At 39.0% G+C, this 15,221-nt stretch carries 16 protein-coding genes; 1 reads left to right on the top strand and 15 read right to left on the bottom strand.

Translation table 11 applies throughout. The annotated features are described in order from the left end of the window. From AC11ZT_RS10090 to AC11ZT_RS10040, 11 genes are all read right to left on the bottom strand, one after another. The coding region (locus AC11ZT_RS10090; RefSeq protein ID WP_484059467.1) for an exonuclease domain-containing protein at positions 1–1,162 on the bottom strand (1,162 nt) is incomplete at its 3' end. 145 nt (positions 1,163–1,307) lie between these two features. Then, positions 1,308–1,691: an aspartate 1-decarboxylase gene (gene panD / locus AC11ZT_RS10085; RefSeq protein WP_484059466.1), complete on the bottom strand. Its 384-nt coding sequence runs from the start codon at positions 1,689–1,691 to the stop codon at positions 1,308–1,310. Between the two features lie 11 nt (positions 1,692–1,702). Continuing rightward, the gene (gene panC, locus AC11ZT_RS10080; protein WP_484059465.1) at positions 1,703–2,548 is read right to left on the bottom strand and encodes a pantoate--beta-alanine ligase; all 846 of its coding nucleotides are present in this window, start codon (positions 2,546–2,548) and stop codon (positions 1,703–1,705) included. Further along, complete coding sequence (gene panB, locus AC11ZT_RS10075; RefSeq protein ID WP_484059464.1) at positions 2,539–3,384, bottom strand: 3-methyl-2-oxobutanoate hydroxymethyltransferase; 846 nt, start codon at positions 3,382–3,384, stop codon at positions 2,539–2,541. The genes panC and panB overlap by 10 nt, the downstream gene beginning before the upstream one ends. Before the next feature lie 202 nt (positions 3,385–3,586). Beyond that, a complete protein-coding gene (locus AC11ZT_RS10070; RefSeq protein WP_484059463.1) occupies positions 3,587–4,564 on the bottom strand; it encodes a biotin--[acetyl-CoA-carboxylase] ligase in 978 nt (325 codons plus the stop codon). Next, positions 4,549–5,733, bottom strand: a complete 1,185-nt coding sequence (locus AC11ZT_RS10065) for a CCA tRNA nucleotidyltransferase (protein WP_484059462.1) — start codon at positions 5,731–5,733, stop codon at positions 4,549–4,551. The genes AC11ZT_RS10070 and AC11ZT_RS10065 overlap by 16 nt, the downstream gene beginning before the upstream one ends. Next, positions 5,720–6,862, bottom strand: coding sequence for an N-acetyl-alpha-D-glucosaminyl L-malate synthase BshA (gene bshA, locus AC11ZT_RS10060; protein WP_484059470.1), 1,143 nt, complete (start codon positions 6,860–6,862; stop codon positions 5,720–5,722). Before bshA ends, AC11ZT_RS10065 begins: the two co-directional genes overlap by 14 nt. Continuing rightward, complete coding sequence (gene bshB1, locus AC11ZT_RS10055; RefSeq protein WP_484059469.1) at positions 6,859–7,560, bottom strand: bacillithiol biosynthesis deacetylase BshB1; 702 nt, start codon at positions 7,558–7,560, stop codon at positions 6,859–6,861. The genes bshA and bshB1 overlap by 4 nt, the downstream gene beginning before the upstream one ends. 7 nt (positions 7,561–7,567) lie before the next feature. Further along, positions 7,568–7,960: a methylglyoxal synthase gene (gene mgsA / locus AC11ZT_RS10050; protein ID WP_379968484.1), complete on the bottom strand. Its 393-nt coding sequence runs from the start codon at positions 7,958–7,960 to the stop codon at positions 7,568–7,570. Between the two features lie 15 nt (positions 7,961–7,975). After that, complete coding sequence (dapB, locus tag AC11ZT_RS10045) at positions 7,976–8,776, bottom strand: 4-hydroxy-tetrahydrodipicolinate reductase (protein ID WP_484059461.1); 801 nt, start codon at positions 8,774–8,776, stop codon at positions 7,976–7,978. Between the two features lie 4 nt (positions 8,777–8,780). Continuing rightward, on the bottom strand, positions 8,781–9,113 hold the full coding sequence (locus AC11ZT_RS10040; protein WP_484059460.1) for a nucleotide pyrophosphohydrolase: 333 nt from the start codon (positions 9,111–9,113) through the stop codon (positions 8,781–8,783). Between the two features lie 137 nt (positions 9,114–9,250). On the opposite strand from AC11ZT_RS10040, the gene AC11ZT_RS10035 reads away from it, so the two are divergent. Next, positions 9,251–10,129, top strand: a complete 879-nt coding sequence (locus tag AC11ZT_RS10035) for a YitT family protein (protein ID WP_484059459.1) — start codon at positions 9,251–9,253, stop codon at positions 10,127–10,129. A gap of 52 nt (positions 10,130–10,181) precedes the next feature. Here the strand turns inward: AC11ZT_RS10035 and AC11ZT_RS10030 are convergent, their stop codons facing one another. The 4 genes from AC11ZT_RS10030 to AC11ZT_RS10015 all read right to left on the bottom strand — a co-directional run. Continuing rightward, a complete protein-coding gene (locus AC11ZT_RS10030) occupies positions 10,182–11,102 on the bottom strand; it encodes a branched-chain amino acid transaminase (protein WP_484059458.1) in 921 nt (306 codons plus the stop codon). 333 nt (positions 11,103–11,435) lie between these two features. Then, positions 11,436–12,788 (bottom strand): ammonium transporter, encoded by a 1,353-nt coding sequence (locus AC11ZT_RS10025; protein WP_484059468.1) that lies wholly within the window; start codon positions 12,786–12,788, stop codon positions 11,436–11,438. A gap of 111 nt (positions 12,789–12,899) precedes the next feature. Further along, positions 12,900–13,472: a hypothetical protein gene (locus AC11ZT_RS10020; protein WP_484059457.1), complete on the bottom strand. Its 573-nt coding sequence runs from the start codon at positions 13,470–13,472 to the stop codon at positions 12,900–12,902. An 87-nt stretch (positions 13,473–13,559) separates the two neighbouring features. Beyond that, positions 13,560–15,221 (bottom strand): primary-amine oxidase (locus tag AC11ZT_RS10015; RefSeq protein WP_484059456.1); only part of this gene is annotated, 1,662 nt, incomplete at its 5' end.

The raw sequence follows: 15,221 nt of genomic DNA, 5'->3' as shown, positions 1-15,221 counted from the left end.
CATCTACATCTCCCGTTTCGGTTTGCAAAAGCCAAACAAGTAGTTTCGCTTTTGTTAATACACTGTCATAGTTTGCATCCTCTTCTTGCAAGGCATGCTCAAACTTATGTAAGCATAGATAATGCTTTCGCCCCTTGATTAAAGCTACTTCAAATGGGAAGGGTACGATATTCTTTAAGAACGGAATCTCTTTTTCAATAATTTGCTGTTGCAGCTGCACAGTATGTGTACTTATGACAACAGGCTTTTCCGCTTCTTTCGCATAAAATATGCTCGGAAGTAAATAGGCAAGTGTCTTCCCAGTGCCCGTTCCTGCTTCAATAAATGATATATTATTATGTACAAACGAATCATATACTTCCTTCATCATCAATCTTTGTCCATCACGTCTATCATAGTTATCCATCGAATGCTGCAAATGTTCATCTATATGTTTTTCATAATTCGCAAACGACATAGACGCTTGTTCTTCCTGAAATGAAACTGCATACGATTTTTTACGAAGCGCAATATTATGAAAAATATCAAAGCCTTCACTTGATTCATTTTGTTCCATCTTCTTCATCACTAATAAAGCGATGACTTCCCCGCTGTCACTTTTAAAATGCCGACTTAATTCATACAAGGATTGCAAGGTCACGAGCGGAAAACCACTCATGATATCCAGTAATTTCAAAAATAAATGAGCAGTTACAAGGGCATCACTATCGGCACGATGTGGATGATCATGGGAAAGTTCAAATGATTTTGCTAAATCGCCCAGCTTATAGCTATCGGAAGTGGGAAGTAAAAACCTAGCAAGCTCGACCGTATCAATAATCGAACATGTAAAGGGTGGATATCCGGCCAATATCATTTCTTCTTGTAAAAATCCCCAATCAAAATGAACATTGTGAGCGACAAAGGTAGCATTTGCTAATAATCTTTGGATAGTTGGAACAATATCATAAAAAAGCGGAGCATTTTGCACCATTTCATCATCTATTCCTGTTAGCTCTGTTATGAATGGTGGAATTGGTTTTTGAGGATTGACAAACGTAGAATACACTTCGCAAACTTTTCCATCCTCAATGACAACCGCCGCAAATTGAGTAATTTTATCATTACCGTTTTTAGGGGAATTTCCCGTCGTTTCCAAATCGACGACAACATACCTGTTCATAGTTTACACCTCTCTTACCTACCAAAGAACAAACCTCGTTCTCCCTGCGTCTACTATACCACGTTTTACCTTCGCATTAAGAGTACTAGAAAAAAAGGGCAACACAAAAAGATTTTCCTTTTTGGTTACCCTCTTTTCACATCAATTATAAAATAGTACTTGCAGGCTCATAGCCAAGCATTTGCTCTATATTATTATTTTCATCTAACACTGCAATTTTAGGCTGATGAGTTTGTAATTCTACTTCATTTACTATGCCATAGCAAATGACAATAATCTTATCGCCAGGTTGAACGAGTCTTGCTGCAGCTCCGTTTAAACACATAACTCCGCTTCCCCGTTCTCCTTTAATTACGTACGTTTCCAGACGTGATCCGTTATTGTTGTCTACGATTTGCACTTTTTCATTTTCAACAATTCCTACAGCGTCCATAAGATCTTCATCTATCGTAATACTTCCTACATAATTCAAGTTTGCTTCCGTAACGGTTGCACGGTGCAACTTTGCTCTCATAACAGTGCGAAACATGTTTGATCCTCCTAGATTGTGAATGTAATGTTATCGATTAATCTTGCATGAGGGAACTTAACAGCAATTGCAATCAGGATCGATCCTTGTATTGTTTCGACTTCAGTCAAGGACGGATAAGCGTAGAGTTCAACATAATCCACTTCCCCTTGCGTATGGTCTTTTAGATATTTAGAAATAAGAGATATAATTGCTTGCGGAGACCGTTCTCCTTCATCAATTGCTTTTTTGGCTAGCTGTAAGCTTTTATTTAGATGGGGTGCATCCTTTCGTTCTTCACTTGAAAGAAAAGTATTTCGTGAGCTTTTCGCAAGACCATCTTCTTCTCTGACGATATCAACTGGATTAATCGTAACAGGGATATTATAATCCGCTACAAATCCTTTTATCACCGCAACCTGCTGTGCATCCTTCAAACCGAAATATGCATTGTGAGGCATGGTAATATGGAATAGCTTGATTAAAACGGTTGCAACTCCGTCAAAATGACCAGGACGTTTTCTACCACATAATACATTTGTGCGAGCAGTTACCGTTATGTTCGTGGATAGCGGTTCTGGATACATTTCATTTACACTTGGATAAAAAACGTAATCAACATTTGCATTCCGTGCTACTTGTTCATCTCGTTCTCTATCGCGTGGATACGTGTCAAAGTCTTCATTTGGTCCAAATTGTAAAGGATTCACAAAAACACTAAGAATAACAATATCATTTTCTTGTCTAGCACGTTTTAACAATGCTTGATGCCCTTCATGCAAGTAACCCATGGTCGGTACAAATCCAATTGTTTTTCCTTCTGCACGTAAAGAAAGTGCCGTTTTCTGCATTGTTTCAATAGTTGTAATTACTTGCACGATACATTCCCTCCATAAAGAGCTTGTAATTCTTCTTCTTTCATCGTAAATGAATGTTTATCTTCTGGAAATTGACGTTGTTTTACTTCGTTTGTATATTGCGTAATCCCTCGAACAATTTCATCCTGAACAGAAACATACGCTTTCACAAATTTCGGAACTCGTCCAACACCATACGTAATTAAATCATGATAAACGAGCACTTGTCCATCTACTCCGTTACCAGCCCCAATTCCAATTGTAGGAATGGTAAGTGCAGATGAAATTTCTAATGCTAGCTGCTTTGGCACACATTCGAGCACAATTGCAATCGCACCTGCTTCCTCACAAAGACGGGCATCATCAATTAGCTTACGGGCGCTTTCAGCATCCTTACCTTGAACTTTATATCCACCTAATACGTTAACAGATTGCGGTGTTAAACCGAGGTGGGCAACTACTGGAACTCCTGCATGGGTTAATTGTCGTACTACGTCAAGAACCTCGTCTGCCCCTTCAATCTTAAGTGCATGTGCACCGCCTTCTTGCACAATCCGCATCGCATTCTTCATCGTATCTTCTTTCGAAACATGATAGGACATAAATGGCATATCTGTAACAATAAACGTATTGGTTGCGCCGCGTTTGACCGCTTTTGTATGATGAATCATATCCTCAACAGTTACAGGAATTGTTGAATCATATCCAAGCACAACCATTCCTAGAGAATCTCCCACCAGAATCATATCAACATTTGCTTGCTCCGTTAATTTCGCAGATGGATAATCATATGCTGTTACCATTACAATTGGTTCACTTTGACGCTTCATTTCAATAAAGTCTTTTGAAGTTTTCATCAATTTCCTCCTCGGTTTTGAATAAGGAAGGGGAAGGCCATAAAAAAATCCTTCTGTCCATAAGGAAGAAGGATTATCTGTCGGTTTCATCCCTCTGTCCCAGTCCGTTTGGATCCAGGCAGAATCCGCTATAAGTTGAAAGGGTGCAGTTCCTGTAGATACTGCCCATATACAACATTATACCAAATTCTATACAAAACTACTAGATTTCAATATCAGCAGAAGGGATATAATGAATGTTACCGTCGTAATCTTCTAAAATAAGGACACCATCGTCCCGTATACCTTTAGCAATACCAACGTACGTTTCATTCATTGTTACCGCCTTAATTTCTTTTCCAATGCTTATAGCATAGCTTTCCCAAAGCACTTTAATTAATGAAAACCCATGTTGTAAATATTCTCCGTACAATTTTTCCATTTGCGCAAATATAGCTTGCATTAATCCAGCACGATTGATATCGCTTCCCTTTTCGATAGCAAGTGAGGTAGCAATATGCTGAATTTCAGGTGAAAAATGTTCTTTCTTCTGATTTACATTAATTCCAATCCCAATAATTATAGCTTGGATTTTATCTATTTCAGCTTGCATTTCAGTTAGAATGCCAACAACCTTTTTCCCCTTAATCAAAATATCATTTGGCCATTTAATTCCTACTTCTACCCCTGTATATAATTCGATTGCCTGTGCAACACTTACAGCGGCAAGCAAAGTAAGCTGAGGAGCTTGTTGCATTGGAATATCAGGACGTAAAATGATGCTCATCCAAACTCCCGTCCCTTTTGGAGCAAACCATTTGCGTTGCAATCTACCTCGCCCTTCAGTTTGTTCTTCTGCAACGACCACAGTTCCTTCAGGTGCTCCTTCATACACAAGGCGGGCAGCAACTTTTTGTGTAGATGAGACGGTTTCTTCAAAATGAACATTTCGACCAATATAGTTCGTTTGTAACCCTAAATGAACTTCATTTTCTGTTACTTTATCAGGCTTGCTGGCAATACGGTACCCAAGGCGACGAATCGCCTCAAGCTCATAACCTTCCGACCGTAAATCTTCCATATGTTTCCACACAGCAGTTCGTGAACATCCAAGCTGTTCACTAATCGTCTGTCCGGAAACAAACTTTCCATCTGCCTTCGAAAAAATTTCCAAAAGCTGCTTTCTTATAGAAGTTTGCATGAGATGAGCCACTCCTTAATATCATCCTTCGTATTTGTAATGTCTTTATTTATGACTGCTTTTTCTACTTCATCTAATATATTTGCAACCCACGGACCTGCTTGCTGCTTGCTCCAAGTAAGTAAATCATGTCCCGATATAGCAAGCTCTGCCCGATTGTGAATAGGTAATGTTCGAAGCATAGATGAAATATCCTGAAAAGAAGCTTGGGGTGACAAAATACGAAATAGTTTTTCTACCATCCTTGCGATTTCTTCCCCCGCATGATACAGCATCACTTCATCCCATTGCTTTTCCATTCGTGTTCGCAAATAATGTAGCATCGTATGAATCTGTTTCATTTTTTTACCGGATAATTTCCAATTTCTCAACATATTGATTTCATTTTCAATTTCAATAGTATAGAGCACCAATGTCCATGCTTCCACATCATATTCAATCTGCGACCAATCATAAGTCGTTAAACAAGTTAACTTCTCCTGCTTGTCCTCAAGCCCTGGTAAAAACCGTTGCATATTTACCTCAATTAAAATAGGAATTGCCATCGTAACGAATTCTCCGAGTAGCAATTTTTCAAATTCCACTGCTATCCGTTCGATTGCAATATGGGAAAGATGCTCCATATTTTCAACCATCGCTTGCTTCGTTTCTTCCTGCAAAGTAAAACCAAGCGTGCTCACAAACCTAGCCCCTCGCATAATACGAAGAGCATCTTCCTTAAACCGTTCGTGCGGGTTCCCTACTGTTACAATTCGTTTTTCAGCAATCGCCTTCTGGCCACCATATGGATCAATTAAAACTCCATCCTCTGTCATGGCAATGGCATTCATCGTAAAGTCTCTTCGCTTCAAATCTTCCTGAAGAGAGCGGACGAATTTCACCTCTTTCGGATGTCGAAAATCATCGTACCCTTCCTCTACTCGAAATGTCGTTACTTCATAGGGTATTCCTGATTCTAAAACAATAACTGTCCCGTGCGCAATCCCAACAGGAATGTGATGAGGAAACAGATTCATAACATCAGCAGGCATCGCAGATGTAGCTATATCAATGTCTCCAAGTGAACGCCCAAGTAATAAATCCCGAACGCTTCCGCCTACAAAATAAGCTTCGTATCCGTTTTCCTTTAAGATTTGTAAAATAGCCGTTGCTTGCTTAAATTCCTTCATGCAACTCACCTAACAGTTCATAATAGATTGCTTCATACTTAGAAACGATATATGCTGCAGAAAATTGCTCCTTCACAACTTGCAAGGCACGATGCGACATCTGCTTGTGCAACGATGGACTTTGTAAAATGCGAAGCGACTTTTGACTAATATCTTCAACATCTCCCAGTTCACAGATGAAGCCAGTTTCCCCGTGCCGAATCACTTCTGGAATGCCACCAATATTTGTCCCTACACACGGAACCCCACATGCCATTGCTTCCAGAAGTACGAGTCCAAAACTTTCCTTCTCAGACAGCAAAAGCATAAGATCACTAATTGATAATAAATCTTCTACATTGTCTTGCTTTCCAAGAAATAAAACGTTTTTCTCTAGATGCAGTTCTTTCACAAGAGATGTCATGGCGCAATACTCAGGTCCATCTCCCACAAGAAGAAGCTTGGCAGGAACCTTTTGCTGAATACGTGAGAAGGAACGAATAATATCATCTACTCGTTTTACCTTCCGAAAGTTAGAAATATGAATCAATACCTTTTCATCGTCACGTATACCGTATTCTTGTTTCAAATGTAACATTTTCTTCTTATGATACACTCTTTCATCTATAAAATTATGAATGGTGTGTAATTCTTTATCCGGTGAAATCAGTTCCTTTGTTTGCTCCCTAAGCGAATGGGATACTGCTGTAACATAATCCGACTGTTCAATACCAAATCGTATTAAATTATTTAAGGTTGAATCATAACCGAGTACCGTAATATCTGTTCCATGAAGAGTTGTCACAATTTTCAATGGCGTATTTGCCATTTGTTTCGCTAAATAAGCACATACAGCATGTGGAATGGCATAATGAACATGTAGGAGATCAAGATGCTCCCTTTCAGCCACCTCCGCCATCTTGCTAGCTAAAGCTAAATCATAAGGAGGATATTGAAAAACGGAATATTGATTTACTTCCACTTCATGAAAATAAATATTGTGATAAAATTTATTAAGTCGAAATGGGACGCCAGACGTAATGAAATGAATTTCATGACCACGTTCTGCAAGCAGCTTTCCGAGCTCGGTACCCACAACACCTGAACCGCCAACGGACGGATAGCATGTTATTCCAATTTTCAACATTATAATCCTCCCAGCAAGTCTTTATGCAAAACAAGAGGCTTTTTACTCATAAAACCTTCAGCATATTTCACTCCGACTTCTTTACCAAATAATTTTTCCCGAGCAATGACAGTTTCTGTATAGCCATCTGTTAACGGCGTACTCACTCCCTCAGCGCCTTTTGAAAATTGACTTTCATAGGCTTGCAAGGCATGAACCTTATCATCCATATATTCGCTAACATCAACACAAAAGTTCGGCTTATGAAAGCCATTTATCATGTAAAAATACATAGATTGAACGCGGTGATGCTCTAAGTGAGGCATAAACTTCCGAACACCGGCAGAAAACATGGCTTCCTCAACAAGTTTGGCACAAGAAGCGTGGTCCGGATGACGATCCTCTAAAAAAGGCGCAAAAATAAGCTTTGGTTTGTATGTACGAATAACTTCTACTATTTTTTGAATGTATTCATCCTTGTACTGCAAACCGCGATCTGGAAATCCAAGATTTAATCTAGTCTTGACACCCATGATATCGGCAGCCTTTTGCGCTTCACGTTTACGTAAAGGCACTGATCCATTAGAAGATAAATCAGCTTCTGTTAAATCACAAATTCCTACATGATAACCCAATTTTGTATATTTAATAATGGTCGCTGCCATACCGATTTCTACATCATCGGCATGCGCTCCAAATGCTAGTATGTCTAATTCCATGATGATCTCCTTATTTTAACTTTCGATAATCTAAATCTCCTCGGTCTAGTGCATGCATCAATAACTCCGCACTTGCCATATTGGTAGCGAGTGGAATGGAATATACATCGCATAATCGCAACAATGCATTTACATCTGGTTCATGCGGCTGTGCAGTTAGAGGATCTCGGAAAAAAATAATCATGTCCATATTCTTATCTGCAATCATGGCTCCTATTTGTTGGTCTCCGCCAAGTGGTCCAGATTGAAAACGAGTCACAGATAACCCGGTTGCTTCTGCTACTTTAAGTCCAGTCGTTCCCGTTGCAAATAATTCATGCTCGCAAAGGATTGGTGTATATGCCGTGGTAAAAGACACCATGTCCTGTTTCTTTTTGTCATGGGCAATTAAAGCAATCTTCATGTGTCATTTCTCCTCTTAATCTACGATATTTTCTAATCCGTATATGAGTGTATCTACTTTCATTACGGTTTCAATTGCTATTTTCACACCTGACATAAAGGAAGCGCGGTTATAAGAATCGTGACGAAGGGTAAGGAGCTGTCCATCTCCTCCAAATAATACTTCTTGATGAGCAATAAGCCCAGGGAGTCTTACACTATGGACATGAATTCCATCGATATTTGCTCCGCGAGCACCTTGAATTTGCTCTTTCTCATTTGGATGCCCTTGTTCTTTTGGTTCTCTTTCCTTACGAATTAAATCTACTGTTTTTAATGCTGTACCAGACGGTGCATCCAATTTCCGATCATGATGTAGCTCAATTACTTCTACATCTTGAAAATATTTTGCTGCCATTTGTGCGAACTTCATCATTAGAACCGCTCCAATAGCAAAGTTAGGTGCAATAATAGCGCCAATTCCTTTGCTTTCTGCGATTTGTGTAAGCTCTTTAATTTCGTTTTCTGTAAAGCCAGTTGTCCCGATTACGGAGCGTACTCCGTTCACGAGTGCTGTATGTAAATGTTTTTTCCCCACTTCAGGCGTTGTTAAATCAAGAACGACATCTGCCTTAACATGTTGCAAACATTCCTCTAACGATTCATATATAGGTGCATCCAATGAAGGAAGTCCTTCAATATCTGAAATAAGCTTTCCTCCATTTTTATAATCTACTGCTGCTACCAGTTCAAAATGAGCTGTTCGTTCCATAAGAAGCACCGCTTCACGGCCCATCCGTCCTCTAGGACCTGCAATAATAACTGAGATTGTATTCATATTCCTATTCCTCCTCTTTACGTGTCCAACGGTCTTTATCTCGCGTACGAAATTTCTCCATAACACGATCATGTGCCGTTGCTAAGTCTATATGTAGACTATTTGCCATACAAATAACAACAAATAGTAAATCTGCTAGCTCTTCCTCGATTGTACGCTCTTTTTCCGTACTTTTCTTCGGTTTTTCCCCATAATAATGGTTTATTTCCCGCGCTAGCTCCCCTAGTTCCTCTGTTAAACGAGCTGTCATTGCTAGAGGGCTAAAATAGCCTTCTTTAAATTGACCTATGTATGCATCGACTTCTTCTTGCATTTGCTTCATTGATTTATTTTCCATTTTCATCACCTCTAGATCTTATCTACCATGTTAGCTAATTCCATTCATTTTGACAAATGATAAGCTAATACATCATTTGCCTCGTAATAAAGGATACACTATAATAAATTGTTGGACTACATATCAGGGGGAAGATTATGCAAAACATACATATTCGTAACATCTTTTTTATCATAGTTGGTGCAGCCATTTTTTCTTTTGGTATCGTGAATATTAACATCGAAAACCATTTAGCGGAAGGTGGATTCACAGGTATTACACTATTGCTGTATTTTTTATTTCACCTTGATCCGTCTTATACAAATTTAATTTTAAACGTTCCTCTCTTTTTTATTGGTTGGAAACTACTTGGACGAAATACATTTATTTATACAATCCTTGGAACGGTTGCTGTATCCGTTTTTTTATGGGTATTTCAACGATACTCCATTTTTCATTTGCATTTAGAATTACAAAATGATATGACGCTGGCTGCTTTATTAGCAGGTGTCTTTATTGGGGTTGGACTTGGTATCATTTTTCGCTTTGGTGGAACGACCGGCGGGGTCGATATCATTGCTCGGTTAGCACATAAATTTGCTGGATGGGGCATGGGAAAAACGATGTTTTTATTTGATGCCGTTGTCATTTCCCTTTCAATCGTTATGTATCTTTCCTACAAGCAAGGAATGTATACCCTTCTAGCTGTTTTTGTTGGTGCACGTGTTATTGATTTCATGCAAGAAGGTGCCTATGCAGCAAAGGGAGCAACCATTATTTCAGATAAAAACGAAGCGATTGCTTCTAAGATATTAACCGAAATGGATCGCGGTGCTACCTTTTTAAAAGGGGTAGGGACCTATACAAAGTTAGAACGAGATGTATTATATTGCGTTGTTGCCAAAAATGAAGTATTTAAATTAAAAAGCATCATTACGTCCATTGACCCTCATGCATTTGTTGCGGTAAGCGATGTGCACGATGTATTAGGCGAAGGATTTACTTTAGACGAAAACAAGAAACCAATACATAAATAATAAAAATGAGTTGATCCAACGTCTGTTGAATCAACTCACTTTTACATTACCATTATTTCGTATATACAGGCGTACAGTAATGCGCATATTTCGGATTTTTAGCAATCGTTAAATCAAAGAATAGGTCTTTAATCTTTCCGCATACTTCGCCTTGATGACCTGTTCCTACTACACGGTGATCCACTTCTACAACCGGCGTTACTTCCATAGCAGTTCCGCTAAAGAATACTTCATCTGCAGCATAAAGTTCCGTTCTAGATACACTTCGTTCTACTACTTCAAGGCCTAGATCTTCCTGTGCAAGTTGCATAACGAGCTCACGCGTAATACCTTCAAGAATATTGTCAGATGGTGGTGGTGTAATCAACTTACCCTTTTTATACATAAAGATATTTTCTCCTGGTCCTTCACATACATGACCGGAATTAGTAAGGAAAATAGCTTCATCAAAGCCAGCTCTTGTAATTTCTAGTCCAGCAAGTGCAGAATTTAGATAAGCAGCTGTTGCTTTTGTACGAGGTGGTAACATATTGTCTTCAATTCGTTTCCAAGAAGTTACCCCTACACTTAGTTCTGCTTTACCTGCGTATTTATTTAGTGGCTGCGTATAGATTAAAATACGCGGCTCTGGATTTGTTAAAGAAGGACCAATGTCTTGTGCATCATTATAGACAATCGGACGAATATATGTTGTTTGTTTACAATTATTTTTCTTAAGTAGTTCAACTGTTCCTGCACATAACTCTTCAACAGTCATACCGAAATCTAAGTTTACCGTTTTGGCAGATTGTAGCAATCTTATGTAATGATCTTCCATTCGAAAACCATACAATTGTTCCGTTTCATCATCCCAGTACGCTCTGATCCCTTCAAAAACCCCAAGACCATAGTTAAATGCTTTACTACGGATTCCGATTTTCACTTCTTCTTCTCTTACAATCTCCCCTTGATAAAACACATATGATTCTGTCATTAAACTACCTCCTTATTCAATTACCGTACCATTCGTACAGATTATCTTTTTATATAAGCAGATAATTGATATTACTATAAATACCCCTAAACGAAAGAGTAATTATAACTCACTATTCTATATCTACTGTTATATATGATACCACAAAAATCGACATACTTTTTAAAAAATCAAAATATAATGACTTGCCTTATAATTTCGCTTAATAAGCGGAAACACCTTTTTTCTAATCATAACAAATCCAAGTACATGTTTTGAATAAATTTCCTATTCATAAAAAATAACCAGTCATTTCTTTAGCATGACTGGTTTTATCCACTAATTTTCCCTTATTTATGATACAACCGAACTATTTTTTACCCCTTCCTTTACATCTAGGTTGTAGGCTGGTTCTTCATGGAAGCTTAAATCAAGACCCATTAGTTCATCCTCTTTACTAACACGAAGCGGTGTGATGAGACGGATTACCTTTAAGATAATAAACGTCCCGATGACTGCAAGTACAATCGCTGTACCTACGCCTACAAGTTGATGAAGTAGCTGTTCAGGATTCCCGTAAAAGAGACCGTTTCCTCCTGCTTCGTTTACTGATTTTGTTGCAAATAACCCTGTCGCAATCGAGCCCCAAATCCCCCCTATACCATGAGTGCCAAATGCATCTAATGTATCATCATATTTTAATTGCACTTTCACAAAATTAATACCAAAGTAACAAATGGGAGCAGAAAGGAGACCAATCACAAGTGCAGACAGCACCGTTACATAACCTGCAGCGGGCGTTACCCCTACTAACCCAGCTAGGACACCTGTTGCTGCTCCAACTAAAGTAGGACGTTTTCGAATAATCCATTCAATTAGAAGCCAAGCAAACCCAGATGATGCAGCTGCTACCTGTGTATTTGCAAAGGTTAATGCAGTTAATCCATTGGATGCAAGTGCACTACCGGCATTAAATCCAAACCAACCAAACCATAAGGAGGCTGCACCAATTAGAAAGACAACAATATTATGAGGTTCATTGTTCATTCTTAATTTTTCATTTCTTGGTCCAATCATGATAGCGGCAGTTAGCGCACTAACTCCTGATAAAACGTGAACAACCGTTCCACCAGCAAAATCAAGCTCTCCCATATTAAACAACCAGCCCCCGCCCCATACCCAATGGGCCATTGGCGCATAAACAAATGTCACCCATAAGACTGAGAAGAGTATCCACGCTGGAAATGAAATTCTCCCAGCTATTCCGCCTGATATAATCGCAACCGTAATCGCTGCAAACGCACACTGGAAGATTGCATATATATAGTGCGGAATTGTTAATGTACCTAAAGCAGGTTCAGGACCTACATTCGAAAATCCTAAATAATCGAACGATCCAATGAAACCACCGATATCTTTACCAAAGGCCAAGCTGTAGCCCCATAACACCCAAATAATTGTAATGACTAGCAAACTAACAAATGTATACATGACTGTTGATATAACATTTCGACCATTCATTAAACCCCCATAAAAAATGGCAAGACCAGGAACTGTCATGAAAATAACAACGGCAGTTGCAACAAGCATCCAGGCTGTATCACCGGAATCAATCTTAGGCGGATCTCCTGCGGCGAATGCTTGTACAGGGAAAATAAGAACCATCAACAATGCAAAACCTATAAGAGACATTCGTTTTTTTACCATTGATTTCATATATTAATACCTCCTGCTTTCGATTGAATGCGTATTTTCAGTCTAAAAACATATAGGCTAAACGAGGAGATTGCTTACTGCGATTTCAGCTTTGCAAAGTTTTCATTTTGATCCATTCATCATATGATCATGATGTGGCATGCTTCCTACTAAACTCATATCAAGAGAAGTATTAAAAAAATTCACAGCTACTAGAATGATAAGCGGAACGATAATAGAGCTAATAAAAGAATAGGACTGTTTATTTAGACGAAACCCCGAACCTTTATCCCGATTTACAATAAATACAACGGTTGCCATACAAATAATATACAAAACATCCAAAAATAAGAGCATACTGCCCACTTCATTTGGCTGTAACATATTTCCTAGCATTGCTCCCATTGCACTCCCCATAATACCAGAGGTTATGGCTTCCAAAATGGCATGAATGCCAAATGGTTTACCGATTAGGAAGGCAAGTAGCATACTTAGTACAATCGAAATCATAGTAGAAGGAGCGAGGCTTTTAGGAAATAGCACGCCGATAAGTGTCCCTATTAAAAGGCTACTACTCATTCCCACACTCATCGCGACCATCTTAGCAGTCATGGCTTCAATGTGTCTTTTTGAATTGGTGTTAAGTACATAATAGATAAAATAAATGACAGTAAATACCACACTCGTTATAACCATTGATCATCCACTCCTCTCAATGTTGTGTGTTCCTATGAAATTGCTGTAGCTAAAGGGAGAAAAAATTTCTCCCCGTTAGCATCTACATTAATGGCAGCTGGATCCTTTTTTAGGTGTAGAACGCGGCAAATCAAGAGCTGGATTTCGGTCAAAAAAGCCAATCGGCTTCAATTGAAAATTGATATAGGCAGTAGGCATAACCGGCCAATCCTCCGTTCGAGTAATATGATGATGCCCCATGGTGTACCAAACAACAATGTCTTCGTTATCAATTGCACGATCTGCTTCTACATAGCTTGACAGATTTTCCCCACCCTTATGCTGATTTGGATATTTTCCGGAAGCAAACATTTCATTTGAATCATATTGGGTCACATGTAAGTGTTGATTTATAAAGCCAGCACGCTTCAATAAACTTGAATCCTCATATGCGAAAGGAAGGCAGTTTTCACCTGGCATAATTTTATAGGAAACAGGTTGACCTAAATAATTCTTTGCGTTCTTATTTGTAATTTTCCAAGTACGAGCTGATTCAAGATTTAACCGACGCACTGCCTCTTTTTCTGTTTTAAAGGTAGTTGCTTTCGTATAAAATCCGTTGTTATAAGGATTTTCAGGACCTCTTTCTTCAGGAACTGTATTCACTTCTACAACTGAATTCTTTAAACCATCCAATTGTGTATCTAGACGGAATACGAAGAAATGTTGGTGATACGGAGCGTTCAATTGCGGTGCTATGATTGTTCCATACTTCGGTTGTTCTCCCTCATCCAAAGCACCCGTATTTAACATTCCGGTTAACTTAACCTCAACTTCTAAAGTGCCATCCTGATAAAATGACCAGAAAAATCCGTAATCATAATTAGCAACGGTAGAAAAGAATGAAATGACAAGGCGGCGTGATCGTCGTACCTCTACATCATCCGTTCTCCAATCTGTATGCTTCCATGCAATTCCGTAATCCTCTTCATGAAGACAGATTGCATTCGGTATCGTTTTTACATTTCCTTTGCTATCGGACATTACCGCATCAAAGTAACGAATTTCTCCTAAACAATCACAGCCAAGCTCTAAGGAATTAGCTAGTTGACCCATACCATATTCTCCTGCATCAAACGCATTTTGACGATTGTGCATTGGCGTTGCATCTCCGTATGGCACAACCATTTCTGCCAAGGAAGCACGATACAGAATCGGTCTCACCTTTCCTTTATCTCTATATCCAATTGTATGGAGCACGAGTCCTTCTCTTGGTGTAAAACTAAAGCGAAAATCCCAGTTTTGCCACTGAATGTGGTGACCATCTACGGTAAAGCTTGGACCCTCTGGTTGAATGATATCAAGCGGTTTGACATCGCTTCGCAAAGTGATTGAGTCAGATGTTTCTGGCGAATAATTTCCATCTAGAGGAGGAAGCGGCTTTACCGCAAAATCTTCAATTCTCATAACCTCCATTTTATTCAAATCAACAACAGCAACAAGCCCCGATAATGGATACGCATACCCGTTATCTTTAGAACCCTTACGTACCCACGCGAGTGCACGCGCAACACGTTTTCCTTCGTCTTCTTCCACATTAAAATAGCCTGCAGACCAAGGATCAATCATAACTAAATCTGGATCAGTTACTCCTCGCTTTAATAATGCTTTTTGATAGTCTGGATCGTTTTTGACAACTTGCTCACATTCCTCAAACTCATCAAGCATAAATCCCGGTTGAACACCAGCAATATATTCCCATGAAACAAT

The sequence above is a fragment of the Ectobacillus sp. genome, from assembly GCF_056992975.1.
The sequence above is the reverse complement of the archived record's forward strand: the minus strand, read 5'-3'. Positions and strand labels throughout refer to the sequence as shown.

Excerpts from the sequence above, each read along its gene's own strand:
- panD (WP_484059466.1), bottom strand. The coding sequence starts at position 1,691 with ATGTTTCGCACTGTTATGAGAGCAAAGTTGCACCGTGCAACCGTTACG.
- panB (WP_484059464.1), bottom strand. The coding sequence starts at position 3,384 with ATGAAAACTTCAAAAGACTTTATTGAAATGAAGCGTCAAAGTGAACCA.
- AC11ZT_RS10070 (WP_484059463.1), bottom strand. The coding sequence starts at position 4,564 with ATGCAAACTTCTATAAGAAAGCAGCTTTTGGAAATTTTTTCGAAGGCA.
- AC11ZT_RS10065 (WP_484059462.1), bottom strand. The coding sequence starts at position 5,733 with ATGAAGGAATTTAAGCAAGCAACGGCTATTTTACAAATCTTAAAGGAA.
- mgsA (WP_379968484.1), bottom strand. The coding sequence starts at position 7,960 with ATGAAGATTGCTTTAATTGCCCATGACAAAAAGAAACAGGACATGGTG.
- dapB (WP_484059461.1), bottom strand. The coding sequence starts at position 8,776 with ATGAATACAATCTCAGTTATTATTGCAGGTCCTAGAGGACGGATGGGC.
- AC11ZT_RS10040 (WP_484059460.1), bottom strand. The coding sequence starts at position 9,113 with ATGGAAAATAAATCAATGAAGCAAATGCAAGAAGAAGTCGATGCATAC.
- AC11ZT_RS10035 (WP_484059459.1), top strand. The coding sequence starts at position 9,251 with ATGCAAAACATACATATTCGTAACATCTTTTTTATCATAGTTGGTGCA.
- AC11ZT_RS10030 (WP_484059458.1), bottom strand. The coding sequence starts at position 11,102 with ATGACAGAATCATATGTGTTTTATCAAGGGGAGATTGTAAGAGAAGAA.
- AC11ZT_RS10025 (WP_484059468.1), bottom strand. The coding sequence starts at position 12,788 with ATGGTAAAAAAACGAATGTCTCTTATAGGTTTTGCATTGTTGATGGTT.
- AC11ZT_RS10020 (WP_484059457.1), bottom strand. The coding sequence starts at position 13,472 with ATGGTTATAACGAGTGTGGTATTTACTGTCATTTATTTTATCTATTAT.